Origin of the sequence: Pseudomonas cyclaminis (assembly GCF_015163715.1) — a bacterium.
GTDB lineage: Bacteria > Pseudomonadota > Gammaproteobacteria > Pseudomonadales > Pseudomonadaceae > Aquipseudomonas > Aquipseudomonas cyclaminis.
On the sequence record NZ_JADDUM010000019.1, the window covers coordinates 19,146 to 43,902 of the forward strand.

26 protein-coding genes and 1 pseudogene are annotated in these 24,757 nt (G+C 54.8%); 20 read left to right on the plus strand and 7 right to left on the minus strand.

Annotated features, from left to right (window positions below; translation table 11 throughout):
• Positions 1 to 5 precede the first annotated feature (5 nt).
• The gene (gene mexE / locus IQK56_RS02125) at positions 6 to 1,250 is read right to left on the minus strand and encodes a multidrug efflux RND transporter periplasmic adaptor subunit MexE (protein WP_193861962.1); all 1,245 of its coding nucleotides are present in this window, start codon (positions 1,248 to 1,250) and stop codon (positions 6 to 8) included.
• Between the two features lie 140 nt (positions 1,251 to 1,390).
• A complete protein-coding gene (locus IQK56_RS02130) occupies positions 1,391 to 1,669 on the minus strand; it encodes a LysR family transcriptional regulator (RefSeq protein WP_024777185.1) in 279 nt (92 codons plus the stop codon).
• 172 nt (positions 1,670 to 1,841) lie between these two features.
• Here IQK56_RS02130 and IQK56_RS02135 point away from each other — a divergent pair.
• Positions 1,842 to 2,419 (plus strand): annotated as a pseudogene (locus IQK56_RS02135) (TetR/AcrR family transcriptional regulator).
• Between the two features lie 275 nt (positions 2,420 to 2,694).
• Here the strand turns inward: IQK56_RS02135 and IQK56_RS02140 are convergent.
• Positions 2,695 to 3,723, minus strand: a complete 1,029-nt coding sequence (locus IQK56_RS02140; protein ID WP_008075257.1) for a GlxA family transcriptional regulator — start codon at positions 3,721 to 3,723, stop codon at positions 2,695 to 2,697.
• Between the two features lie 171 nt (positions 3,724 to 3,894).
• On the opposite strand from IQK56_RS02140, the gene IQK56_RS02145 reads away from it, so the two are divergent.
• On the plus strand, positions 3,895 to 4,503 hold the full coding sequence (locus IQK56_RS02145; RefSeq protein WP_193861961.1) for an SCO family protein: 609 nt from the start codon (positions 3,895 to 3,897) through the stop codon (positions 4,501 to 4,503).
• A 75-nt stretch (positions 4,504 to 4,578) separates the two neighbouring features.
• Here IQK56_RS02145 and IQK56_RS02150 read toward each other — a convergent pair whose 3' ends face one another.
• Positions 4,579 to 5,559, minus strand: a complete 981-nt coding sequence (locus IQK56_RS02150) for a GlxA family transcriptional regulator (protein WP_193901521.1) — start codon at positions 5,557 to 5,559, stop codon at positions 4,579 to 4,581.
• A 102-nt stretch (positions 5,560 to 5,661) separates the two neighbouring features.
• Between IQK56_RS02150 and IQK56_RS02155 the strand changes: the two genes are divergently transcribed.
• The gene (locus IQK56_RS02155) at positions 5,662 to 6,330 is read left to right on the plus strand and encodes a DUF1326 domain-containing protein (RefSeq protein WP_246500121.1); all 669 of its coding nucleotides are present in this window, start codon (positions 5,662 to 5,664) and stop codon (positions 6,328 to 6,330) included.
• On the plus strand, positions 6,327 to 7,160 hold the full coding sequence (locus IQK56_RS02160) for a DUF2182 domain-containing protein (RefSeq protein WP_193861960.1): 834 nt from the start codon (positions 6,327 to 6,329) through the stop codon (positions 7,158 to 7,160). Before IQK56_RS02155 ends, IQK56_RS02160 begins: the two co-directional genes overlap by 4 nt.
• 80 nt (positions 7,161 to 7,240) lie before the next feature.
• Here IQK56_RS02160 and IQK56_RS02165 read toward each other — a convergent pair whose 3' ends face one another.
• A complete protein-coding gene (locus IQK56_RS02165; RefSeq protein ID WP_032830645.1) occupies positions 7,241 to 8,287 on the minus strand; it encodes a GlxA family transcriptional regulator in 1,047 nt (348 codons plus the stop codon).
• Positions 8,288 to 8,390: 103 nt separating this feature from the next.
• On the opposite strand from IQK56_RS02165, the gene IQK56_RS02170 reads away from it, so the two are divergent.
• From IQK56_RS02170 to IQK56_RS02210, 10 genes are all read left to right on the plus strand, one after another.
• Positions 8,391 to 9,032 (plus strand): HD domain-containing protein, encoded by a 642-nt coding sequence (locus tag IQK56_RS02170; protein ID WP_024777177.1) that lies wholly within the window; start codon positions 8,391 to 8,393, stop codon positions 9,030 to 9,032.
• Positions 9,033 to 9,141: 109 nt separating this feature from the next.
• On the plus strand, positions 9,142 to 10,023 hold the full coding sequence (locus IQK56_RS02175; RefSeq protein ID WP_063321042.1) for an NmrA family NAD(P)-binding protein: 882 nt from the start codon (positions 9,142 to 9,144) through the stop codon (positions 10,021 to 10,023).
• 208 nt (positions 10,024 to 10,231) lie between these two features.
• On the plus strand, positions 10,232 to 10,993 hold the full coding sequence (locus tag IQK56_RS02180; RefSeq protein ID WP_024777175.1) for an SDR family oxidoreductase: 762 nt from the start codon (positions 10,232 to 10,234) through the stop codon (positions 10,991 to 10,993).
• 79 nt (positions 10,994 to 11,072) lie between these two features.
• Positions 11,073 to 12,194: an alkene reductase gene (locus tag IQK56_RS02185; RefSeq protein WP_193861973.1), complete on the plus strand. Its 1,122-nt coding sequence runs from the start codon at positions 11,073 to 11,075 to the stop codon at positions 12,192 to 12,194.
• A gap of 102 nt (positions 12,195 to 12,296) precedes the next feature.
• Positions 12,297 to 12,935 carry an aldehyde dehydrogenase family protein gene (locus tag IQK56_RS31370; protein WP_279649171.1) on the plus strand — a complete coding sequence of 213 codons (639 nt, stop codon included), beginning with the start codon at positions 12,297 to 12,299 and terminating at the stop codon, positions 12,933 to 12,935.
• Between the two features lie 28 nt (positions 12,936 to 12,963).
• Positions 12,964 to 13,704, plus strand: a complete 741-nt coding sequence (locus tag IQK56_RS31375; RefSeq protein WP_279649173.1) for an aldehyde dehydrogenase family protein — start codon at positions 12,964 to 12,966, stop codon at positions 13,702 to 13,704.
• Positions 13,705 to 13,782: 78 nt separating this feature from the next.
• The gene (locus IQK56_RS02195; protein WP_008071439.1) at positions 13,783 to 14,379 is read left to right on the plus strand and encodes an SIS domain-containing protein; all 597 of its coding nucleotides are present in this window, start codon (positions 13,783 to 13,785) and stop codon (positions 14,377 to 14,379) included.
• A gap of 22 nt (positions 14,380 to 14,401) precedes the next feature.
• Entirely contained in the window at positions 14,402 to 15,013 is a 612-nt protein-coding gene (locus IQK56_RS02200; RefSeq protein WP_193861958.1) for a LysR family transcriptional regulator, read from the plus strand.
• A gap of 35 nt (positions 15,014 to 15,048) precedes the next feature.
• Complete coding sequence (locus tag IQK56_RS02205; RefSeq protein WP_008071435.1) at positions 15,049 to 15,279, plus strand: hypothetical protein; 231 nt, start codon at positions 15,049 to 15,051, stop codon at positions 15,277 to 15,279.
• A 42-nt stretch (positions 15,280 to 15,321) separates the two neighbouring features.
• On the plus strand, positions 15,322 to 15,942 hold the full coding sequence (locus IQK56_RS02210; protein ID WP_024777170.1) for a glutathione S-transferase family protein: 621 nt from the start codon (positions 15,322 to 15,324) through the stop codon (positions 15,940 to 15,942).
• A 441-nt stretch (positions 15,943 to 16,383) separates the two neighbouring features.
• On the opposite strand, the gene IQK56_RS02215 is transcribed toward IQK56_RS02210, so the two are convergent.
• Positions 16,384 to 17,421, minus strand: coding sequence for a GlxA family transcriptional regulator (locus tag IQK56_RS02215; RefSeq protein ID WP_193861957.1), 1,038 nt, complete (start codon positions 17,419 to 17,421; stop codon positions 16,384 to 16,386).
• Positions 17,422 to 17,884: 463 nt separating this feature from the next.
• On the opposite strand from IQK56_RS02215, the gene IQK56_RS02220 reads away from it, so the two are divergent.
• The 6 genes from IQK56_RS02220 to IQK56_RS02245 all read left to right on the plus strand — a co-directional run bounded on the left by IQK56_RS02220 (position 17,885) and on the right by IQK56_RS02245 (position 24,189).
• Positions 17,885 to 18,424: a hypothetical protein gene (locus IQK56_RS02220; RefSeq protein WP_008071431.1), complete on the plus strand. Its 540-nt coding sequence runs from the start codon at positions 17,885 to 17,887 to the stop codon at positions 18,422 to 18,424.
• Positions 18,425 to 18,520: 96 nt separating this feature from the next.
• Positions 18,521 to 19,231, plus strand: coding sequence for an SDR family oxidoreductase (locus tag IQK56_RS02225; protein ID WP_008071430.1), 711 nt, complete (start codon positions 18,521 to 18,523; stop codon positions 19,229 to 19,231).
• Between the two features lie 1,379 nt (positions 19,232 to 20,610).
• On the plus strand, positions 20,611 to 21,912 hold the full coding sequence (locus tag IQK56_RS02230; RefSeq protein WP_024777167.1) for an MFS transporter: 1,302 nt from the start codon (positions 20,611 to 20,613) through the stop codon (positions 21,910 to 21,912).
• A 156-nt stretch (positions 21,913 to 22,068) separates the two neighbouring features.
• Entirely contained in the window at positions 22,069 to 22,671 is a 603-nt protein-coding gene (locus IQK56_RS02235) for an SCO family protein (RefSeq protein ID WP_193861956.1), read from the plus strand.
• The gene (locus IQK56_RS02240) at positions 22,671 to 23,159 is read left to right on the plus strand and encodes a copper chaperone PCu(A)C (RefSeq protein WP_024777165.1); all 489 of its coding nucleotides are present in this window, start codon (positions 22,671 to 22,673) and stop codon (positions 23,157 to 23,159) included. Before IQK56_RS02235 ends, IQK56_RS02240 begins: the two co-directional genes overlap by 1 nt.
• 340 nt (positions 23,160 to 23,499) lie before the next feature.
• Entirely contained in the window at positions 23,500 to 24,189 is a 690-nt protein-coding gene (locus IQK56_RS02245; RefSeq protein WP_193861955.1) for a haloacid dehalogenase type II, read from the plus strand.
• A 78-nt stretch (positions 24,190 to 24,267) separates the two neighbouring features.
• On the opposite strand, the gene IQK56_RS02250 is transcribed toward IQK56_RS02245, so the two are convergent.
• On the minus strand, positions 24,268 to 24,729 hold the full coding sequence (locus tag IQK56_RS02250; RefSeq protein ID WP_008071425.1) for a MarR family winged helix-turn-helix transcriptional regulator: 462 nt from the start codon (positions 24,727 to 24,729) through the stop codon (positions 24,268 to 24,270).
• Between the last annotated feature and the right edge of the window lie 28 nt (positions 24,730 to 24,757).

Here is a 24,757-nt window from a genome sequence, read left to right on the forward strand (position 1 = left end):
GCTCCTTATCCGCGAGGTGCGGCGGCTGCTTCCGCTTTCACCAGTGCAGGTGATTGCGTGGAAACCGGCTGATGGGAGGCTTCAATCGCCTGACGTTTTTGCTCAAGGATCGACACGACTTCAGGACTCGCCATTGGCGCATCCTCAGGACTGATCACCGCGCCGGGCCGCACGCGCTGCAGGCCGTTGATGACGATACGATCTTCTTTTTGCAGACCGCTGCGCACGATGCGTAAACCTTCAAGTTTCGGTCCCAAATCGACGCTGCGATAAACAGCCTTATTGTCCTGATCGACCACCAGCACGAATTTTTTTCCGAGGTCGGTGCCCACCGCTTCATCTTTGATCAGCAGGCCGGGATAGGCGGCGCTGCCCACCAGTTTCAAGCGCGCATACAGACCGGGGGTGTACTGCCCGTCAGCGTTATCGAACACCGCGCGACCACGAATGGTGCCGGTTTTCGGATTGACCTGGTTGTCGACAAAGTTCATCTGCCCGAGGTGACTGTTGCCCTCCTCGTTCGACAAACCCATGTACACCGGCGTGGCTTGACCGCGCTGCCCCTGGCGGGAAAGCAGGCTGTATTTGAGGAACATGCGTTCGTCCGCATCGAAATAGGCGTAGACCTTGTCGGTGGAGACCACACTGGTCAGCGGTGTGGTGTCGGCGGTCACGATATTGCCGGCGGTGATTTCCGCCCGGCTGACCCGGCCAGTGATCGGTGCGGTGACGCGGGTGAAACTGAGGTTCAAGCGCGCCAGGTCCAACTGCGCCTGAATGGCATCGACCCCGGCCCGGGCTTCCTGCGCGGTGGTGGTGCGGGTGTCGGCCAGCTCGGCGGAGATCGCGTTACTGCTCAACAAGCGCTGGCCCCGCTGCGCTTCGTTGCCGGTGCGGACCAGGGTGGCGCGCGCCTGTTGCAGCTGCGCCTCGATGCGATGCACTTCGTGTTCGAACGGGCGTGGGTCAATCTGGAACAGCAAATCGCCCTTCTTCACCAGCGCGCCGTCGTTAAAGGCTACGCGATCAATCTGCCCGGTTACCCGAGGACGAACCTCGACGGTTTCCGGCGCTTCCAGGCGGGCGGTGACTTCGTCCCATTCGGTAATGGGTTGCTCCAGCACCTTGGCCACGGTGACGTGCGGCGCACCCGGCGCCTGGGCGGGATTGGGTGTGCGTTCACACGCGGTAAGCACTACCAACGCCAGTGCAGCAAGGGGATAACGCAAAGGTTTGAGTGACTGTTCCATAGGTAGTGTCCGCCAGACGGTTTGGGAATTTCCGGATTCTCGGCGTCGCGCGAGGTCGCGACGAATTGAACGGAGTGAAGTTGGCTATCACCAATAATGATGACCATCATGTTTAAGGGTAAAAAAAGGATCGATCCCGCTTAAACCTTGGTATTGGTGAGCACGGTACAAACGGAATCCAGCGCCGGCCCCAACGCCTGCGCAGCATTCAACGCTCGCTTAGTGGGCACCATCCGGCGACCGATGCGCTCGAACAAAGGGTCGTTGAACAGCTTGCGCAAACGCACCAGCGCCGCGCTGACCGCAGGCTGGCCCAAGGATAATTGCTTGGCGGCGCGGGTGAGATTACGTTCCTGGATGAGCGCCTCGAACACCACCAACAGGTTCAGATCGATACTGCGCAGATCATTACGATTCATGAGTCCGGTCCACGTAGAGATTTTCAACTTGAGCCACAGGCTCGGGATCCGACAGACTTGCGTCGATTCGGGCAAAGCCATTGCAACGACCTTATATGACGCCCATAATAAATACCAGCCTCTCAGCGACGCTTTTCCCAAGTGCAACCGACTGGGCTACAGGAGCAGTCTCATGAAAGTCACAAAAGACCAGGCCGCCGCGAACAAAGAAGCGATCCTCACGGCTGCGTCCCGGCTGTATCGGGAAAAGGGCATCGATGGCATCGGCATTGGTGAACTGTCGCGCTCCGTGGGCCTGACCCATGGCGGCTTCTACGGACAGTTTCCGGGCGGCAAGGAACAACTAGCCTCAGAGGCCGTCAGTCGGACGTTCGAGTCCAATATCCAGGACTGGCAAAACGCCAAATCCATTCCCGAACTGATCAAGGGTTACTTGACGCAAGCGCATCTTGATAACTGGACCGAGGGCTGCCCTATCCCCGCGCTGGGCGCCGACGTGGCCCGCACGGGTGGGACCGTCAGTGTTTCCTTCACCAAAGGCGTCGAACGCTTGATCGAAACGTTGATGGCGTTGGTCGATGGGGAAAGCCATGACGAGAAGTATCTGGAATCGCTGCGCATCCTGTCATCGATCGCAGGGGCCATGCTGATGCCAGGGCGTTGAACAAGCCTGAGTTATCCGAGCAGTTTCTGCAGTCGGTGATCAGTGCTTGGCCTACTGCTCCCGCACCAAAAGAGCGGGCTGCGTAGCGCCATTCAATTTTTTTCATATGGGGACAAACTAAAACCATCCTCAGCCCTGATCGAAGACTCTCGCGAAACACCGCTGAAACGTGGGCGTCTGATCGACTAGCGGCAGATCACGTTAGATGGTACGGCAACTACTTGGGTGGGCTGGATTGCAGTATCACCTGCTGGACTGCACTGCCGAGCAATCCAATGACGACGCTGAAACCATTGACATAAACGGCGATGGGAAACTGGTAGAGATACAAGCCCCCTAGAGCTCTGACTATTTACAACGCTTAGGTCAACTCGCCATTTCGGGAGAAACGTTGTGCGTATTCCGTTGGGCTAACCCCAAGACGTCGCACAAATGCATTCCTTAAGACATCCACACTGTGGTAACCACAGCGACGCGCGACTTCTGATATCGACTGCCCTCCAAGCTCAAGTTCTCTGCAGGCTGCTTCCACCCTAACGTCCTCGACGTACTTTGCCGGCGAAGTCTGCAGCTCTTGCTGGAACATGCGTAATAACGTCCTGATGCTTGTGGAAAGCCTGCCGGCCAGTGCTTCGACTGACAGTTCCGAATTTAGATTTTCCCTGATCCACTGGCATAGCTCACCCAGATTCGTACCGGGTACATCCTGCGACCGACTGGTGACACTGAACTGTGCCTGTCCACCAGGACGCCGCAAGAACAGGAGCAGGTTTTTCGCAATGTCCAAAGCGACGTCATCGCCTAAATCCTCGCCAACCAATGCCAGTGCAAGATCGATCCCGGCGGATGTGCCAGCCGACGTGTACACATTACCGTCTTTGACCCAGATCAGATCTGGATCAACCTGTACATTTGGATAGCGCTCAGCCAGCGCGCGCGTCATCTGCCAATGCGTCGTGGCCTTGCGCCCCTCCAGGACTCCTGCCTCGGCAAGTGCGAACGCACCTACACTTATCGAACACAGGCGCCTCACCGTCTCGGACTGCGAGCCAATCCATGTGATAGCCGCCTCATCAAGCTGACCCATTACTTCCCAGCCCGCAGCCACGATCAACGTGTCGATTGCTTTGTTTTCGAGGCGCTCTTGCGCAAGCGTCCTGTGCGCTGTGAGTTTGAAGCCGGTGCTGTTCTCCAGATGTTCATTAGCATCCGAACAAACCAACTCAAGTACGTAGGGGGCAGCCTCCCTGTCGTACAGACTATTCGCAAAGGCGAACACATCTGCGGGTCCAACCACGTCGAGCGCATCTATGGGCGGCATGGCCAAAATCACCACTCGCTTTTGCGTCCGACCTACAGTTGGATGAGTTGCACTGGTCTTTTTCTTCACGGCCCGCTCCCACCTTTGTCATGGGCGCATATTGGCACAAATCATTCTAAATAGTTAATATTGCCAAACTGAAAGACACGTTAAACATCGGGCGACTTCATTTTCAAGGAGCAAAATTCGAGTGAGCGGCATTTTTCGACACCGTGCCGGTGACCGAACGAGGCTAGACGAATGAGTGTTTTGGTAAGTCGCCGCAAGGTTATTGCAGACTTAGGAGTATTGAGTCTCAGCCTACTGGCCGGCTGCGATTCTGGAGGTAGGCCGCTGTACAAGTACGGCAAGGATCTGAGTAATCAGATACTTGGGCGCACATTCAAGTTAACGGATACCGATGGCTATGAGACGTCGCTCTCAAGCTTTCGCGGCATGATGCCAATGGTGATATTTGGCTTTACCAAATCCCCTTCGATCGTCCCCACTGCCTTGGCTCGCGCGGTAGAAATCAAAAAAATGATGGGCAAAGACGGCGAGCGTTTCCAGGTCATATTCGTCACCTTAGACCCCGAACGGGATACACCGGCGAGACTGGATGCCTACGTCAAATCCTTTGATCCATCATTTGTTGCCCTTTACGGCACGCCGAAGGAAACGGCCGCCACCGCGAAAGAGTTCAATGTGGCCTACGAGAAAATTCCCAGCGGATCGACGTACACACTGTCTCACTCAACCACGAGCTATGTTTATGACTACAGGGGAACGCTGCGCCTCGGCCTGTCTCAATCGCTTTCTGCGCAAGAGTGCGCGGAAGATTTGCTGAACCTTATGGAGATCTGCGAATGATCTCCAGTGCGCTCCCTTCGAAATTGATGAATGACATACCGACCAAGCACTTAGGTCTAAGGCATTGAGCTCAAGTTAGATTCGATTGACGCTAAACCGCTGCCTGTATTCGCCCGGGGTCAACCCAGTAACCCTGATGAAAATTTTGCGGAACGCGCCGGGGTCGCTGTAACCAACTTCCCACGCAATAGCCTCGATCGGCAATGTACTGAATTGCAACATCTCCCGGGCACGGCCAACTCGCAGCCTCTGGCAATAATCGATAGCGGTGAAGCCCGTGGCCTTGCGAAAACGCCGCAAAAACGTTCTTTCTTCTAGGCCGGAGCGCAGAACCATCGACGCAAGGGCCGTATCTTTCGCACCCGTCGCCTGTAGCCAATGTTGGACTTTCAGAACCGGGGCGTCGCCATGAGTCAGGTTTGGAGAAAAAGCACTGTAGTAGCGCTGCTCTCGGCCGGGCGGATCTACCAGCAAATAATGTGCGGTTTCCGCCATGATGACCGGCCCTAGAAAACGGTCGACCAATTTCAAACCGAGATCAATCCACGCCATCAGGCCCCCTGCGCTGATGATATCGCCGTCATCAATGACAAGCCGATCGATATCAAGATGCGCATCGGGAAACCTTTGCCGAAACAAGTCGGCATGGTCCCAGTGCGTGGTGACCGATCGCCCCGCCAGCAGACCGGTTTCAGCCAACAGGAAAGCCCCTCCGCAGACAGAACACAACGTTGTGCCCGCGCGATGATGGCCGAGGAGCCAGTCAACAAACGGTGCAGCTTCCTGCGACGAGACTTGCGTACCCAAGCGAGGTGGCATCAATAGCACTGTAGGAGAGCCGCCGGCCTCCCCCGCCTTCTCCCCGACTCTGACAGGTGTGCCACTGGGTCCCTCAACCTGCCATTGGCTGACCTGCAGGAAAACGCCCGCCTCTTTGTAGTGCTGCGCCGCAAAGCGATCCGCAACCCCGAATAGATCAATCAAACCGTGCACGGCCGCAAGCTGTACGCCAGGAAAAAGGACGATGCCGATTTCAATTGTGAGAGGTCTGGTCATGTGTCGGTATTAACCCTGTTTATGTCGATATCGCCACGAGACACTATCACGCCTGCGAATCATCATGTCAAAAGTTTCACCACCAAACTAAAGGGGTAGGAGATGACAAACGAAGTAGCATCAGTCGCAACTCCAGAGTGGCGAATTGCAGGTGAATGGCTGGACGTCTGTTCGTGCAACTCACCGTGCCCATGCACGTTCGCTCAACCTCCCACAGGCAATCATTGCGAAGTACTGTGGGCGTACCGAATCAATGAGGGTCACTACGGCCCGACACCTATGGCAGGTCTGAAGGTGGTCCTGCTCGCCAACTTCACCGGCAACCTTTGGGACGGAGCTTGGCTGGATGCGGGTGTATTCCTCGACGCTGCCGCCGACGATGCACAGCGGGCGGCTTTGGCAGCAATTTTCACCGGCCAGGCCGGCGGCTGGATGACACAGTTCGTACCAACGCACGTGCGTGAGCTCAGGGGCGTCGAGTTTGCGAAGATTTCAGTCGACATCGAGAGCACGCTCGAACACTGGCGGGTGACCGTCGATGACAAGGTCGAGGCGAGTGGGCAGGCCATGAAGGGGCCGACCTCCGATCCGACCAAACTGCTACAGAGCTTCAATCCACCCGGCAGCGAAGTCGGTCCCACCGACGCGCCCGTGACTTGGGGCAAAAGCGTTGCGGGCCGTTGGAAGGCATTTGGGTTCGATCAAAACATCCCGGCCGGCCAAGCGAGTAAGCATATCCCCTTCGACTGGCACGGACCGGACGCACCATGATGAAATCGGTCCTCTCCGCTTCACGATCCGCAGCTTCTGCGCTCGGGCGGGGTCAAGCGGGCTTAGGCTGGACGATAGTTGTCGTTGCGCTCAGCCTCGCCGCCTGGTTCGAAATGCTGGTGGTCATGGGTGACATGGATGAGGGGCCAGGAACCCCGCTACACGGCTTACCCGCCTACCTTATTGGTTGGGTTGTCATGTTGACGGCAATGATGCTGCCGTCAGAACTCAACTACATTGCGGCGTTTGCCGCCATGCTGAAGTCCCGCGGAGGAAAATCACTTGCACGAACGCGGCGCATGGCTTGCTTTATAGCGGGCTATGGCGTCGCCTGGATCGGCTACGGTTTGGCGGCCTATCTGCTGGACTATGCGATTCGTGCCCTCAACCTCGAGTTTCTTGCGTGGTACAGCGCTGGTCCCTATTGGGCTGGCGCTGTTTTGATTATCGCGGGAATCTTCCAGGTCTCGGCCTTGAAAAATGTTTGCCTTACGGGATGCCGTTCGCCGCTGTCTTTTTTCGCTCAATATTGGCGAGGGGGCGATTTCGGGGCTGTTCTGATGGGCGCGCGACACGGCATGGTCTGTGTGGGCTGCTGCTGGGCGATGATGGCGGTGATGTTCGCTGTCGGCGTCATGAGTCCTATCTGGATGGCATTGCTGACCCTGTTGATGTTCGCTGAAAAGGTACTGCCCAGTGGGCATAAGCTCGCGATTCCAATCGCCGTGTTCCTCGGAGCCATGGGGATTTGGATAGCGCTGTCACCCGACACAGTTCCGTTTCTGAAAAACCCTATGACAGGCACCATTTGCAAGCCGCATGTGCACTGACTTACGGAGTGAATTCGTTTTCCGTAATGGGGACGGCGGCATTTTATGCCGCGCCCTAGTCTTTTGCCCATCGCAGCGAACTACGCCATCTCGCCATTGGGCGAGAAGCGTTGTGCATACTCCTTCGGGCTCACGCCAATCCGCCGCACGAAGGCTTTTCTCAGGACATCCACGCTGTGGTAGCCACTCCGCCGCGCGACCTCTTCCATAGACCGTCCACCCAGTTCAATCGAGCGACAGGCAGCTTCTATTCGTACGTCCTCGACATACTTCGCCGGCGTGGTCTGCAACTCTCGTTGGAACAAGCGGATTAACGTCCTGACGCTGGTGGAGAACTTGTCCGCGAGTATTTCTACTGTCAGGTCCGAGTGCAGGTGTTCCGCAATCCACAGGCACAACTCATCCAGATTGGAACCAGGAACATGCTGTGATTGAAGAGCAACGCTGAACTGCGCCTGCCCGCCAGGACGCCGCAGAAAGAGGACAAGATTTTTCGCGATCTCCATAGCCACTTCATCGCCCAAATCTTCGCTGACCAACGCAAGCGCAAGATCGATGCCGGCGGAAATACCGGCTGACGTGTAGACGTTGCCGTCCTTGACCCAGATCGGATTAGGATCGACCTGCACCTGGGGGTAGCTATCGGCCAGGCTTCGCGCCATACGCCAATGAGTCGTTGCCCTGCGACCATCCAAAAGTCCTGTCTCAGCCAGAGCGAACGCCCCGACACAGATCGAACACACCCGCCGAACACTCTCGGACTTTGTTCTTATCCAATCGATAGCGGACTCGTCCACCTGCTCCCGAGCTTTCCAGCCCGACGTCACGATCAACGTGTCAATTGCTTCGTTGTCACTACGTTCTTGGTCAAGCGTCTTGTGTGCCATCAGCGCGATGCCCGTGCTGCTCTCCAGGTGCTCGTTGGCGCCTGCAGCGACCAGCTCGAGTAGATAGGGTGCGGTGTCACCGCGATGCAACCGATTAGCAAAGGCAAACACCTCAGCTGGGCCGGTCACATCGAGCGAGTCCACTGGAGGCAACCCCAAAATCACCACTCGCTTTTGCTTGGCACTGATAAGCGGATGGCTTGCTTTCGTTGACTTGCTCACGGCTATCTCCCCACACATACGAGATAAGCATATTGGCACAAAAAGACCGAAAATAGTCAATTACGCCAAGCAAAAATACCTAGACTGAACTTCAACCCGATTCAACGCTGAGGAAGCAATCATGAGTACACCAATCATCATCGGTGGCTTCAGTGCTCCAGACTCTGAACTCGCCCGTAAAGCGTCTGCCCTCGTCGAGCGCGTCCACTCAAAGGCGCTTTTGCACCACGTGCACCGGACATGGTGGTTTGCCGAATTCCTGGGCCAACAACGTGGTCTGAAATACGACCGCGAGACGGTTTACCTCGCCGCGCTTTTACACGATCTGGGACTGACAAACGAATTCTCTGCCGACCAACGCTTTGAAGTCGACGGCGCAGATGCCGCTAGCCGCTTCCTGCTTGAGAACGGTTATTCGAAGTCGAAAACTGAACTCGTGTGGGATGCAATCGCGCTTCACTCGAGTGCTGGCATCGCCGACCGCAAACAGCCGGAGATTGCCCTCATTTACCTCGGCGCCCATGTCGACGTTATGGGGCTGAACATTGAGCAGATCACGCCTTCGCTGATCGAAGATGCCCTCGCACTCTACCCTCGTATCGGGATGAAGGCCGCCTTTACCGAGGCAGTTGCCGAAGTCGCCCGGAAAAAACCTTTTACTGCCATCGGCACCGGGCTCGCTGACGTCGGACGTCGCCACATCCATGGTTTCGATTGCCCGAACGTGTGCGACCTGATTGATAACGCCCCCTTCGACAGCTGACAAACGACGTTGCGCAGCAGAACGCTCTACGACACTTCAGTCTTGATAAGACCTGACGCAGTGTCCTCCGCCGAGCAACGTGCGTATCACCAACACCGGAGAATTTATCATGCAGCAACGTAAGTATCTCGTCACCGGGGCCACCGGGAAAACAGGCGTGTATACCATTCGTTATCTCCTCAACGGAGGGCACGCGGTACGAGCTTTCGTTCACAAAGAAGACGAACGTAGCGAAGCACTAAAGAATGAGGGCGCCGAAATATTTGTTGGCGATCTCTTGGAGCATGACGACATCATCCGGGCGATGGATGGGATCACAGGTGCTTATTTGTGTTACCCCGTTCGGCCAGGCTACATCCAGGCGACTGCCTACTTTGCAGATGCTGCTAAACGAGCGGGCGTCGAGGTCGTCGTGGAAATGTCGCAGATTTCTGCTCGTGAAGACTCGTTGAGCCACGCGGCCCGCGACCATTGGATTGCCGAGCGCATTTTCGACTGGTCTGGTGTGCCGACCGTCCATATCCGCCCGACGTTCTTTGCTGAATGGCTGATCTTCCCGTGGGTCCTTGATCAGATCGTTAAAGAAGACAAGATCACGCTGCCATATGGTGGTGGAAGACACGCGCCGATTGCCGCTGAAGATCAAGCTCGATTTATCGCCACCGTTCTCACGCAGCCTTCTGGTCATATCGGAAAGACCTACCCACTTTATGGCCCGGTCGAACTGGACCACGAAGAAATTGCCGATGAGATCAGCAGCGTTGTAGGCCGAACTATCACCTACAGCCCATCGACCATCGAAGAATATAGCAAGCACTTGGAGACCTACAATCTGCCGGACTTTTTGATCCAGCATTTCCTTGCCGTTGCTATCGACTACCAGAACGGAATTTTTGCTGGTGAAGATGGAGTGATTGGCGAGGTAACGGGTCAGCCTCCACAAACAGTTAGCGACTTCGTTCGTGCTAATAAAAAAGCATTTGAGTCGTGATTTTTTTTGGCGCATGCGTTGGGTGTTTGTTGTCTTCGCATGCTCCATTTTTAACTCTTGGATTGACTGGGTGCAGGCGTCATCTGACTGGCTGCCGGCTGTATTTCACTTCCTGCGGCCAAACTAAATCAGGTAAGCGTAAACATTTTCATTAAGGTTTTTTCGACGAAAAAATCCCTAACCACAACTCTCCACAGAGGTACCTGCAATGAAAATCAGTGGCAATACTATATTTATTACAGGAGCAACTTCTGGCATTGGACGCGGGCTTGCCGAGGCCTTTCACAGTAAAGGAAACAAGGTAATTATCGGCGGCCGCCGCAAGGCACTGCTGGATGAAATCACCCAAGCCAACCCTGGTATAGATTCGGTAGAAATCGACGTGAGTAACCCGGCGGAGATCGCCAGCGTCGCGGCAGATCTCATCCATAAGTACCCGGAATTGAATGTCGTCATCAATAACGCCGGCATCATGCCGTTCGACGATGTAACGGGCCCGCTCGACGATGCACAATCCACTTACCTGGTAGACACGAACCTGCTGGCACCGGTACGTATCAGTGGCGCGTTCATCGAACACCTGAAACGCCAACCACTGGCGTACATCATCAACAATAGCTCCACGGCTGCTTTTATTCCGATGGCAATGTTCGCGCTCTATTCCGCGACCAAAGCCGCCATCCACTCTTATTCGCTTTCCCAACGCTTCGCGTTGCGCAACACCAGCGTGCACGTCCTGGAAATTGCGCCACCTTGGGTTGATACCGACCTCGTTTATAAAAGCGGTGACGAACGCGCCTTGCAACTGGAGCCCTTCATCGAGCAAACGATGGCGTTGCTGGAGACTGCGACAACCGAGGTCGTCGTTGATGCTGGCCGCCAACTGCGCAATAGCGCAGGCCCGGGCGAACACGATGTCGTGAACTATCTCAACCAAATGTTCATTGACCATCCACTTCCGAAACCTTGACCTCGGGTCGGCAGGCCATCAAGCCATCGATGGCCTGCTGATTGCGCCAACTTCAACATTCCACGCGGGAAATTTTACCTTGAGTCTTTTTAACGATTTCAAACTGGGCGACCTGGTTCTGAAGAACCGCTTCGTCATGGGCCCGATGACACGCTCCCGTGCTTTTCAAGACATCGCCACTGAACAAACGGCGCTGTACTACACCCAACGCGCAACAGCTGGCTTGATAGTTACCGAAGGTACGCCTATCTCGCGAGAGGGCCAGGGCTACCTGTTCAACCCAGGCATTTACACGCCAGAGCAAATTGCTGGCTGGAAACTCGCCACTGATTCGGTGCACAGCGTCGGCGGCAAGATTTTCGCCCAGTTGTGGCATGTGGGTCGCGTCTCCCACACCTCGCTTCAAATCGACGGTGCCGCCCCTGTCAGCGCAACCGGGAAGGCTGCAAATGGCGCTACAGCCTACGCCTACACCGAGAATGGTGAGCCAGGTTTTATGCCGACATCCACGCCCCGTCCCTTAGCGACCGACGAAGTACGCCGCGTGGTCGAAGACTTCGCCCAGGCCGCTGCTAATGCCATAGAAGCTTGCTTCGATGGTGTTGAGCTGCATGGCGCCAACGGCTATCTGCTCGAGCAGTTCATCAACCCGATGGTCAACGACCGGACCGATCACTACGGCTCGCAGAACCTGGAAAACCGCCTGCGTTTTGTTTTCGAAGTGGTGGACGCTGTGTGCGAGCGCATCGGCGCAGATCGTGTGGGCATCCGTATTTCGCCTTACGGTCAGTTGATGGACATGCCGCTCTACCCGGAAATCGACGAAACCTACATGGCCCTCTGCGCGGGTCTGGGCGAGCGAAATATTGCCTACGTTCACGTCATGGATCAAACACACTTTTTCCTGGCAGCTGAGAATTCGATAGCCCGCGAGGATGCATTGAAGGCACTCCTACGCAGCTGCCGCAAAGGCCTGAACACGACCGCATTGATCCTGGCTGGAAACATGACACTGGAGCGTGCCCGCGAATTGGTCGAAGCCGATCTGATCGACTTGCCGGCGTTCGGCCAACCCTTTATCTCCAATCCCGACCTGGTGGCGCGACTGCAAAATGGCTGGCCGCTGACGCCGCCGGATCGTGACACCTACTATCAGGGCGAAGCCGAAGGCTATATCGACTACCCGCCGTACGCGGGATAGGTTACCGCTTGGATGATTGCCCCCCCAGACCAGAGTAGGCGGCGAAACCTGCTCACTTTGGCTAGGGGCATTGCGTATCGCGTTAATGGATAGGTGAGCCCAATGTCTGAACAAACCCTGGCTGTACACTCCCCTTACGATGGCACTGTCATTGGCAAAGTGGAGGTCTCTACCCTGGCAGATGTGGAGCAGGCGCTGGCTGTCGCGCATAGTATTTTCCGCGACCGTAACCAGTGGCTGTCAAAGCCAAAGCGCATAGAAATCCTGCACCGCGCCGCCGAGTTGATCAGTACGCGCAAGGTACAGATTGCGACCCAGGCCGCCAACGAAGGCGGCAAACCGTTGAAGGACTCCGTCACTGAAGTAGAGCGCGGCATCGACGGTATCCTCAACTGCATCGAAGTACTTCGCACTGAAGCCGGTCATGTTGTCCCCATGGGCTTAAACGCTACTTCCGCAAATCGTGTGGCGTTCACCCAATATGAACCTATCGGCGTAGTCGCCGCGGTCTCGGCGTTCAACCATCCGTTCAATTTGATTGTGCACCAGGTGATACCGGCCATTGCTGTCAGCGCGCCAGTGATCGTAAAACCCGCAGCCAACACTCCGCTCAGTTGCCAGACCCTGCTCGATATTTTGGCTGAAGCTGGCCTGCCAAAAGGCTGGGCTCAAATGGTGCTGCCAACTGAAAACGCTATTACCGGCAAGTTGGTTTCTGACCCGCGAGTAGGTTTTTTTTAGCTTCATTGGGTCCGCTGCCGTCGGTTGGATGTTGCGTTCGACCCTTGCCCCAGGCACTCGTTGTGCTTTGGAGCACGGCGGCGTGGCGCCGGTGATCGTCGCTGCCGACGCTGACCTTGACGACGCCCTGCCACGTATCGCCCGCGGCGGTTTCTGGCACGCCGGACAGGCATGCGTCAGTGTGCAGCGAGTTTTCTGTCACCGCAGCATCGCCACACAGGTCGCGGTGCGTCTAGGCCATATAGGTAATGCTTTGATGGTCGGTGATCCAGCTAGCATCCATACCGACGTCGGCCCACTGATCGCCGAACGCGAAGTTGAGCGAGTTGGCCAATGGGTCGATGAGGCCATTGCCGGTGGTGCACGCTTGATCACAGGCGGTAGTTCGCTGAGTCACAACTGTTATGCGCCCACGGTGTTGTTAAATCCGCCGATTAACTCGAATGTGATGCAGAAAGAAGTGTTCGGACCGGTGATCGCGGTGTACGGCTACGAAGACCTCGCAGATGTAATTAAGCTGGCTAACGCCCTGCCGTTTGCCTTTCAGGCCGCAGTGTTCACCCAGGATCTGGACACCGCCATGCAGTGTTACCAGAACCTTGACGCTACTGCCGTCATGATCAATGAGAACACACTGTTCCGAGTGGACTGGATGCCGTTCGCCGGAGCGCGGTTGTCCGGTCATGGCGTAGGTGGGATCCCGCACACCATGAAGGAAATGCAAGTCGAGAAGATGATGGTCTGGCGCTCTCGGGCAGTACTCGGTTGAAAGCATGATGCTTGGCCAGACAAGCTTCTGGCCGAGATTCCCACCGCATAAAACTTCCATAGGCGCGAGGTACTCGCCATGAGCCAAAGACTGAATAGAATCAAAGGTATTTTGGCTGCAGAAGCCAAGGCTATCAGCAGTGTTGAAATCGACGATCGTTACGACCAAGCCATTGAACTGATGAAAACCTGTGAGGGAAAACTGATCATCACCGGCATCGGCAAAGCGGGGTTTATCGCTAAGAAATTCGCGGCGACGCTTTGTTCAACGGGAACCCCTGCTGTCTACATTCATCCCGCAGAGGCCGCTCATGGTGATCTCGGCGTCATCGAGAAAAATGACCTGATTTTTGCGTTTTCTACCAGTGGGAAAACTCGAGAAGTCATTGAACTGATTAAGTTCAGCCGGCACCTTACTTCCGGGAAAGTTATCGCTATCACTTCTCATCCAGAAAGTGAACTCAGGGACAACGCTGATCTGGTTCTCGATATGGGAATTATAGAAGAACCCTGCTACTTGGGCTTGACTCCAAGCGCGAGCATCGCAGTCATGAGCGCGATTAGTGACGCTATTACTCTAACGCTGATGGAGGAAAAAGGAATCACGCGCCACGATTATGGTATTCGCCATCATGGTGGTTACCTAGGCCATAAGGCCAGGCTGGACAATGAATAAAAACTTAAAGCGACCGTAACCAATGAATCGTAGCAATCTGTACGGTATCGATTTTAATTTGTTAGTCATTTTTGAGACGCTGTTTCAAGAGCGGAGTATGGCTGGTACCGCGGAGAAGCTGTCGCTAAAACAACCGGCTGTCAATGCAGCGCTGAAGCGCTTACGCACACTGCTTGACGACCCCTTGTTTGAGTACATTGGGCGGAAGATGGAGCCCACAGCCATGGCAATACGCGCTGCACATATGCTTACCCCAGCTCTGGATTCAGTCTGTACTGCAGTGAGTGCGATGAGCAACGTTAAGCCAATGATCAGCCCTGTTGAGTTTCACATCGGTGTCAATCTTGACATTGCACCCGCTCCGCTCTCTACGTTGACCAAGAGAATCACGTCAGCAATGCCTGGTGTAGGGTTAGTCATACGGTATACAAATACCGAACAAATGTCTGAGATGTTAATGTCTGGCGACATTTCAGTGGGTGTAGGCCACGCACCCAATTTAGCGCCTGAACTACAGAAAACCGCACTCGGAAAAACTGCTATCTGTCTTGTTTGGCGCCGCGCAGATGAATCTGATCCGGCCGAGGTCTGGCTTCGAAGTGAACTATTGAAATGTTTCAACGAGAAAACCTAAACCCCATAGCCCTTACGAGATCAGAAAAGGAACGGATGGCCAATGTCGATCTCAAGATGATCACAGCACTGCACACGTTTACTCGCTCGTTCAACATGATTGGCGGACCATCGGTAACATTGTCTTGTGGCGTGGGTGAAAGCACGACTCCTATTGTGTTTCAGCTGGTAGGAGCGCAATTTTCCGAGGACAGGCTACTGAATCTTGGCCACGTGTTTCAGCAGAGTACCGAATGGCATCGCCGTCGCCCCGACCTCGCATCCTGAGGCAGCGCGTGCCTAACCAAATCCCGCGCGAGGGAGTGTCTGATGAACGCTGTTATAGAGCTGTACGGCGCCCAAACCGGCAACAGCCTGAGGGCTGCAATCGCCTTGGAGGAAGCAGGTGTGCCGTACACGGCACGCCTATTGAATCTGCGGGCACTTGAGCACCGCGACCCGGCGTACCTGGCGCTCAATCCCGCTGGAAAAGTCCCGACTCTGGTTGATAACACATCAGTACCGGCACGGATCATCAATCAATCAAACGCAATCATTCAGTTCGCCGACGCTAGTGCTCCCGGCCGGCTAGCCCCCGCACAACTTGGATCGGAACGTGATCGGGTTTTTGATCGGTATTTCTTTTTCGTGACTGACGTCATTGCGCCTAGCCACGCAGCTTTCTTCTTGCGCCAAACTGGACTTGACGATGCAGCTGCAAAGATCGAGCGGCTTGTCATCGAGCAACTGGTCTATTCGGAAAGTTTTCTTACCGACGCCTTCATGGCTGGCGATCATTTCTCCATGGCAGATATCTCAGCGTTCACCATTGCTGCATCAGTACGTGACAAATTGAACTGGGCAACGCTGCCTCGCTTATCGCGGTGGTTCAATGCAGTCGATGCTAGACCTGCCGTACAACGGGGAATAAGAGCTTTCGAGAAGCCGTAGTCGCAATCTTGGGGAGCACTCCGACAACCAGATTCTCGGCCCACGTGCAAACTCTAAATTTGGCCGGCTATCGCGACTTTCGCAGCAGGATTGTTGCGCGAGATACTGCTGAGCTATCTACCCGCGTTCTTTACAGGCTGCGTACTTTGCTTGATCGCCGCTATTGGCATATTGACGGTCAGACAGAAGGAAAAGAAAGCTGCATTAGTCCAGAACGCGTGATGAATCATGCCTATGACTCCGAGGGAACTATAGGCTTGGACGGAGGCTGTCGTTCACGGAAGCAGAATGTGTGGAAGTTTAGGGTGACCGGTCGGAAGTCGTCCGGATCGACGTCGCCATAGAACCCAGCATATCGGCCGATGATTTTCTCCAGCCTGCTCGGTTCATGCCTCAGAAGGTAGGTTTGGGGGTATTGCTTGTCGGTGCTGGAGGCCAATATCAACCGGACTCCGTCGGCTCGGTGCCTTTGCCGAAATGGTGGGAATATTCCATTGGGCTCAAGCCGAAGCGGCGCGTAAATACCCTCCTGAGCACGTCGACGCTGTGGTAACCGTTCCGGCGACTGATGTCGTGCATCGATTTCTCGCCAAGCGCAAGCGAACGGCAGACAGCCTCCAGCCGGACGTTTTCGACGTATTTTGCAGGTGTGGTCTGCAATTCTCGCTGAAACATTCGTATCAACGTTCTGACGCTGGTTGAAACTCTGGCTGCCATTATCTCGACTGTGAGATCCATATGCAGATGCTCACTGATCCAGAGGCATAATTCGCTCAGACTTGAATTGTGCGCATGCTGTGACTGAAGCGCGAAGCTAAACTGCGCCTGTCCGCCCGGACGATGCAAGTACAGAACCAAATTCTTCGCTATCTCCATGGCGAAGTCGTTTCCAAGATCTTCACTTACCAGCGATAGCGCGAGGTCGATTCCGGACGATATGCCAGCCGACGTGTAGACATTGCCGTCTTTCACCCAAATGGGAGACGGATCGATCTGTACCTTGGGATAGCGCTCCGCCAAGCGTCGTGCCACGCTCCAATGAGTCGTCGCCCTGCGGCCGTCCAGAAGACCCGCGGCAGCCAGCGCGAACGCCCCAACACATATAGAGCACACGCGCCGCACAGTCTTCGAGCGCGCTCGAAGCCACTCTATGGCTTTCTGGTCGATCTGTTCGAACGACCTCGAACCCATTGTCACGAGCAAGGTGTCAATGGGTTTGTTCGCACGCCGCTCTTGCTCGAGTGTGCTATGCCCTCTGAGTGCAATACCTGTTTCGCTCTCGAGGTGCACATCAGCGGCAGAGCTAACTAGTTCGAGCAAGTAAGGGGCAAGTCCACCGCGGTCCAGTTGATTCGCCCACGCGAATACTTCCGCTGGGCCGATCACGTCGAGCGCGTCCACCGGTGGCAAACCCAATATGACAATCCGCTTTTGCCTCATGTTCGCAGGCGGAGCGGCTGGTTTCGTAAATTTTCTCATTGGAGGAGGCCCCGTGCGTCCGGGCTTAGAGTGAACATTTGTGGCAGAAATAGTCTTGGATCTGTCACTTGTGCTCCGTCCGAACAGCTTAGACTGAAATTCGCTGCCCCTCGCATTGCCTCGGCGAACCTGCCATTCGTGAGCACGTAGATAGACGCGGAGAACGGAAATGTTTGGCACTGGACACCTGTCACCACCCGAAAGTCCCGAGGCGGTCGCAACAGCTATTCGCCAATTTATGCAACATCTGAGGACATAGCTCTAAGGAGATGCCTGAAGGGCTGTTCGCCCTATGACCGTCGCTTGTGGGCCAAGTGGACAGGCCGGTTGCTGCAGAGGCTTGTGGCGTGGGTGGGAGCCAAGCGCACTATAACGAACCTTACCCAATCGGGGTAAGACGGAACGAGCGAACCGAGCATTCGCTTTGCAGTGTCAGTGCTAACTATTTGTTTAGGAGGTAAAGATGCGCTTCTTTCCGAAGGTAGTTGCTGCGCACAAGATTGATCCCGATAAGCGAGCGAGTGCAGTTGATTTCGTCAACCGAGTCAATTGGCTGTTCGAGACATGGGATCTCGAGGAAATGATCAGTTCATTTACTGCTGATGCGAAGGTCATTCATTTCAAGGGTGAAGTAAGCGGCGAATCCAACATCCGCCATTTTCTCACTGAGATCTATCCTTATCTGGTTCCAGGAATCAGTCGTTGCGGCTCAGGTCACATTGTTGATGAAGAAGAAAATGGACTCATCGCAGTCCGATATCACAACCTTCTTGTGCGCTACGCAGTACCGGAAGACGCTCCGAAAATGAGCGACGGTGAGCTGACCGAGAGCGATTATCTACCGATGATCTGGATGTATTCGCCAATGCTTGATCGACTTCGCGAGACCGAAAACGGTTGGAGGATCGCCGAGCGCTACATCGGCGGCTCAACGACGAATCGCCGACTGACGCCGCCAGATATCTCTGCCGCTGCAATACGACCTTTCCTGCCTGGTACTTAAGGAAAGCCAAGAGCGGGCTGCTCGGGCTGGCCAGCACTGGACATCCCGAGCAAGGGCCTTCGATCCTTCTATTGCACTGCCCCTGGAGTTTTGAATATGAAGATCAAGAATTCAGTCGTGTTCGTGACGGGAGCGAGTCGCGGACTCGGCCTGGCATTTTCCCGTGAGGCGCTCGCTCGCGGTGCTAAAAAGGTCTATGCAGGGATCCGCAACCCCGAAGACTTCACGGAGCCCGGCCTCGTTCCAGTCAAGCTCGACGTCACCGATCCAGAGTCCGTCATCGCGGCGGCAAGGATCGCATCCGATGTGACTCTTCTGGTGAACAATGCCGGGATTGCGGAGATCACCGAGTCGCCGTTTTCCGAAGGCGCAGATGATCAAACGCGGCGAATCTTCGAAACGAATTTTTATGGCCTTATGCGAACGACTCGTGCGTTTCAGGCTTCCCTTCCCAGCAATGGCACGGGCGGTATCATAAATGTATTGTCCGATGTCACCTGGAGAAGCGTGCCAATGCTTGCACCGTATTCAGCATCGAAGGCAGCGGCATGGAGCTATACCAACAACATCAGGGTGCATCTTAAAGAAAGAAGCATTCAGGTGGTCGGTTTGCATGTTGGCTTCGTAGATACCGACCTCACGAAGGGTTTCGACGTGCCGAAGGCGAACCCGATGGACGTAGTCCGCCAAGCCTACGATGCCCTTGAGGCGGGCGAAAGTGAGGTTCTGGCGGATGAAGGTACTCGTGCATTGAAGCAAACGCTTTCGTCCAAGGTTCCAGCGTACATCGATCCTGAAATTCTCTAGTCGAGGGACGCATGAACTGAATCTCGCTCGCGATTCAGGCACTTTTCGATCAAATTCAGCTCATTAAAACTTTGAACCAGTCTCGCGCCATGTGCTGGTTGCACGTGCCGATAGTGAATGCTTCAGAAATGTCGTTAAGGGCCCTGTCACCTAAGAGCATCAGAGGAATGAGGTACTGGGTGATTCGGAGACTCGATGGCTCAAGCTGAGCATCGTATAAGCGAGTGATCTGCCGACTCGCCTTCCTTATTGCGGAACAATTGCACTGATCGATACCTAACGATTGGCTAGCCGGCAGCACCTCTATATTGACTCTCTGCTACTGATGATTGCTTAAGCATTTGCGTACTGGTTACGCATAGACATCTCGGTATTTTTCAATGAAAGCCTGCATGGACTGCGCGGGTGCGCCGGTACCCTTCCCACTACGTCATTCACAGCCGAGCCCCCCCTCTTAGTAGTCCTGAGCGACTTCAACCAGATGCCGTACCAAGGCTGGCGGAAACTTGGAATCCTTCGTCAGGCCCGCTGTGCAGCGGAGATTAAAAGCGTTCGAGGATCTGTAACGCTGCCGGCTGAACTGTTGGACTCCGGGTTTTCTCCTGAATAACGCATGGGTTTCGATCTTCGCAGCCCCCCCATAGACGAATGTGTTTCTTGAGAACGAACGGTGACGCTTGGCAGAGGCACGTGAACAGCAGTGAAAGTCGGGGCCCGCGCGTGGAGTGATGATTCGGTATGCCTACAAGGCCAGAATAGATCCGCCTCAAAATTTGGCACAAATCATCCAGAAACAGTCAATTCTTACCTATGAAAAACACATAGAGTCGGTTTCGGCTAGCTCTTACTGGTGGATGCAAGATATCCGGTATCCAGCCCCCCAGTAGCGGCAGCCCAGGAAATCAGCCGTAGAAACCGACCTGTCGGGTCGGTTCGGAAAAGATCCAAATACTCACGGAGGAGTCTTTCTGGTTGGCCAAACGCGATGTGATACATCGCTTCATATGACGATAATAATTTAAATAACAAGCTCGCCATTGACAGTGACTAGGCTGGGTAGAAGTTCAAACCGAGGTAACGCGAGCGATGCCTTTTGCGGCAAGCACTTCGCTCGGCATCACCCGGTTGCGAAAAGAAGCAGCCAGTCCCGTCCGTAGCTGTATCGGGCGCAGGCTAGGAGCCGGCAGGCCGCTAGTTCTCCTGTTGTTCAGCGATGTTGAATACCTCGGTCGAAATGAAGACTGACGAGTGATTCCTTGGAGCTTGAAACGCACGGTACGCGAGGCGAGAGCCGCTAAAAAGCTGTTGAATTCATCGTTCGACAGCTCTCACTTTCTTGCAATCGTAGTGGCGATGAGTGCCACAAAAAAGGAGTACCTATGATTTCCGGATGGCTCTCGAGCGTTCTCGCCCGCCGTAACATTCACTACGGCTGGGCCATGATCGCGGTCACTTTCTTAACCGCCCTCATCAGTGCTGCATCGGTAGGTGCGCCGGGTGTCTTTATCGTACCGATGCAGATGGAGTTCGGCTGGAACACCGTGGAGATCTCCTCCGCCCTTTCGATCCGTTTCGTGCTCTTCGGGCTGATGGCTCCTTTCGCCGCCGCACTGATGAACAGATACGGCTTGCGCCATGTCACCCTCACTGCATTGACGATCATTGTGGTCAGCCTGTTGCTTTCGCTCGGAATGACGAAGGTCTGGCAACTGGTAGTCTTGTGGGGCGTCGCAGTCGGCATCGGCGCTGGCATGACAGCGTTGACACTCAGCGCCACAGTCGCGTCACGTTGGTTCAGTGCTCGTCGAGGTCTCGTCGTTGGCGTTCTCACCGCCAGTACAGCGACTGGGCAGCTTATCTTTATGCCGATTCTCGCAAGCATCACCGACCAATGGGGATGGCGCTGGGCTCTCGGTTTGATGTGCGTCATGTTGGTGATTGCTGCATTGGCGGTGCTGCTGGTAATGCGTGATCGTCCGAGTGACATGGGCTTGAGGCCCTACGGAGATGTCGGAACTGATCCGATCACTGTACCTACGTCAAGCAGCGCGTCGATCATCGCCGCCTCAATCGGCGCCCTGCGCGACGCCGCAAAAACCAAGGTGTTCTGGATCCTGTTCGGAACATTCTTCATCTGTGGCGCGACAACCAACGGCCTGGTGCAAGTTCACTTGATCCCGATGTGCGGTGACTTTGGTATTTCGCAGGTGAAAGCTGCCGGCTTACTCGCAGCCATGGGTGTATTCGATCTTGTCGGCACCATCGCGTCCGGCTGGCTGTCCGATCGCTTCGATAACCGCCACCTGCTGTTTTGGTATTACAGCCTTCGTGGTTTGTCATTGATCGTGCTGCCTTTCACTGACTTCTCGATCTACGGCCTGTCATTGTTCGCTGTGTTTTATGGCCTCGACTGGATCGCGACCGTTCCTCCAACCGTGCGTCTTGCGGCCTCCCGTTTTGGTGCGGAGCGCGCAGGGCTTGTATTCGGGTGGATTTTTGCCGGTCATCAAATCGGTGCGGCCGCCGCCGCTTTTGGGGCCGGTTGGTCACGGGTGACACTCCTGAGCTACCTGCCTGCATTCTTTACGGGCGGTGCGCTTTGTCTGATTGCCGCGGTAGCCATCATGACGATCAGACAGCAGGAAAAGAAAATCGCAACGGCTGTCCAAGCTGCGAGTTGAACAACTCTAGATAGGTCAATTCATGCGGTTGGTGGCTCCGTTCGCGCCAACCGTTAGGGTGTCGAATTTTGACGCTTTTCGTTAAATCACCAGCTCAGGGAGGAGCACACACATTGAAATTCGGCGGCACATTCATCTTCATATAGGTACCTGCACATGAATACTCTTTTAACTCGCCGCAACGTGATCGCAGGTATGGGAGTGCTCGGCCTAGGCATTTTTGCAAGCTTCAATAGCTTCGCTTCGACCTTTAAAAACGGATGGGATTTGAGAGGTCAGGCGCGCGGACGTTCGTTCACCTTGAACGACACGCAAGGCAATCAAAAGACGCTGTCGAGCTATCAGGGCTCGGTCGCGATGATTTTTTTTGGTTTTACCCAATGCCCAGCCGTCTGCCCTATCACACTGTCCAAAGCCGCAAAAATCAAAAAACTTTTAGGTCCTGATGGCGACCGACTGAAGGTCGTCTTTATTACGTTAGATCCGGAGCGCGATACGCCAGCCGTCCTGGACGCCTATGTAAAAACTTTCGATCCAACGTTTGAGGCACTGTATGGAAGCCTCGAAGCCACGGCGGCAACAGCTGCAGAATTTGGCGTTATCTATGAAAAAGTCCCCCTCGGCGAGACCTACACCATTTCTCACACCGCAATGAGCTATGTCTATGACTCCAAGGGGACGCTGTGTCTTGGGTTGAGTCAGTCGCTCACGGAACAGGAATGCGCGGAAGATCTACTCACTGTCATGAAGGTCAGCTAATGAAATCTCAATCCTACAAAAAATCGCTCATCAAGCCTCTGGGACAAATCGTGGTACTTTTTTCTTTGCTGGGGATGGCCTGGCAAGCGAGCGCTCAGACCAAAATTGAAGACGCATGGATTCGGGCAACCGTGCCTGGGCAGCAATCGACTGGCGCGTTCTTGAAGGTGACGTCCAGTACGGACAGTAAACTGGTTAACGTTCAATCCCCGGCGGCAAAAATGGTCCAGATTCACCGAACGACCATGCAAAACGAAGTGATGCACATGGACCCCGTTGATTCGGTCGCGTTACCTGCTGGTAAAACCATCGTTTTTGACCCAAGCGGCTACCACGTGATGTTCATAGGGTTATCCGCCCAAGTGAAAGAAGGTGACAAAGTGCCTCTGACACTGACAGTGGAAGACGCTACCGGCAAGAAGGAGTCAGTCAAGCTGGACGTCGATGCACGAGCACTGAATGCGTCTGACAGCGACGACATGAAGTAACCTCTCCCCTTCTTACTCGACGAAATTCAATCCTGGTGGTCAGGCTACGATTACCAGGATCCGCGGCACAAAACCTTATCGGAAAGTAAAGACTGAGCACCTCACAGTGAATACTCAGCGATAGCCGAAATCCGTCTCACGCCCACGCAGCTGAGAGCGCTTTACGCCCCCCTTTCAGTATCTAGGGCACAGTAGAGCAGCGACGCCAACGAGTTTTCAGAAACAACCCAAGGCTTTGATGCATCGATTAAGCGCTTTAACGCTACAGAGGGAGCTGCACGATAAGCAAATGCGCGAGTTCCAAACCCTGTTAACCAGTTAAGAATGTTTAGGGGCAATCATGACCACACCACGAATCTCCGCTTGCGTGTTTGATGCCTACGGGACTCTTTTCGACGTACATTCGGCGGTTGCAAGACATGCCGATGAGCTGGGTAAGCACGCTCGCGAAATATCGATCCTATGGCGCACCAAGCAACTGGAGTATTCGTGGGTTCATACCCTGATGCGGCACCATACAGATTTCTGGACGTTAACCGAGGCAGCGCTCGACTATGCCCTGGCTTTTTACAATGTGAAGAATGAGCGGCTAAAACAGACGTTACTAACAAGCTACCTGACGCTGGACGCTTACGCTGATGTCCCAGCAGCATTGCACAGCCTTCGCGAAGCAGGCGTACGAACAGCGATCCTTTCGAATGGATCTCCCCGGATGCTGGAAAGCGCGGTTCGGTCTGCGGGTTTGGATATTTTGCTTGATGAGTGCCTTTCCATTGAGCAGGTACAAATCTACAAGCCGGATCCGGCGGCCTACGAGATTGCAGTAGCAGCACTGAATGTGTCGTCGACCGAAGAGATCGCTTTTTTCTCATCCAACGCTTGGGATGCCATAGGGGCTCATGCGTTCGGTTTCCACGCGTTTTGGCTTAATCGATCCAGGCAGCTCGAAGAATATGGGTTGTACGATAAGGCAACGAAGCTCGAATCATTGAGCGGCATAGCTTCGCGTGTGACTGCACAGATCCGCTAATTGATACGGAGGCAGGAGTCGGAGGAATCTGTCGGTGATTGTTGTGCCCGGGTTCCCCCTGGAAGGCAGTGCGATAACTCAGTCGTTCGATACGACGCGCTCGATATCACCGACCACCATAGCAGCCAGCCCCTGCCGCAACGAGCTTACTTGTTCCGTGCCGTTCAACTGCTCAAATTGCCGTTGAGCCTCTTCCCATAGAGGCGCTGTTCTTTCAAACAAGTCTCGCCCCGCCTCGGTTAATTTAACCAGGCGACTCCTGGCGTCGGATGGCGAAGGACTGATCGAGATCAATCCATCGCGCTCCAGCAAGCCGGTCATTTTTCCCATCGCCGTGCGCTCGATGTCGAGCCGCTCAGCAAGGGTATTGATTGCAGCACTTCCCAACTCATTAAGCGCTGCCAGGGCAAGGTACTGAGTGATTCGAAGCCCCGAAGGCTCGAGCTGCGCATCATAGAAACGGGTGATCTGCCGGCTCGCCTTCCTAATGGCGGAACAGTTGCAATGGTCGATCCCTAGTGGTTGTTTCACCGGCAGCATCTCTACTTCCTCTTCACTACTGTTTGAT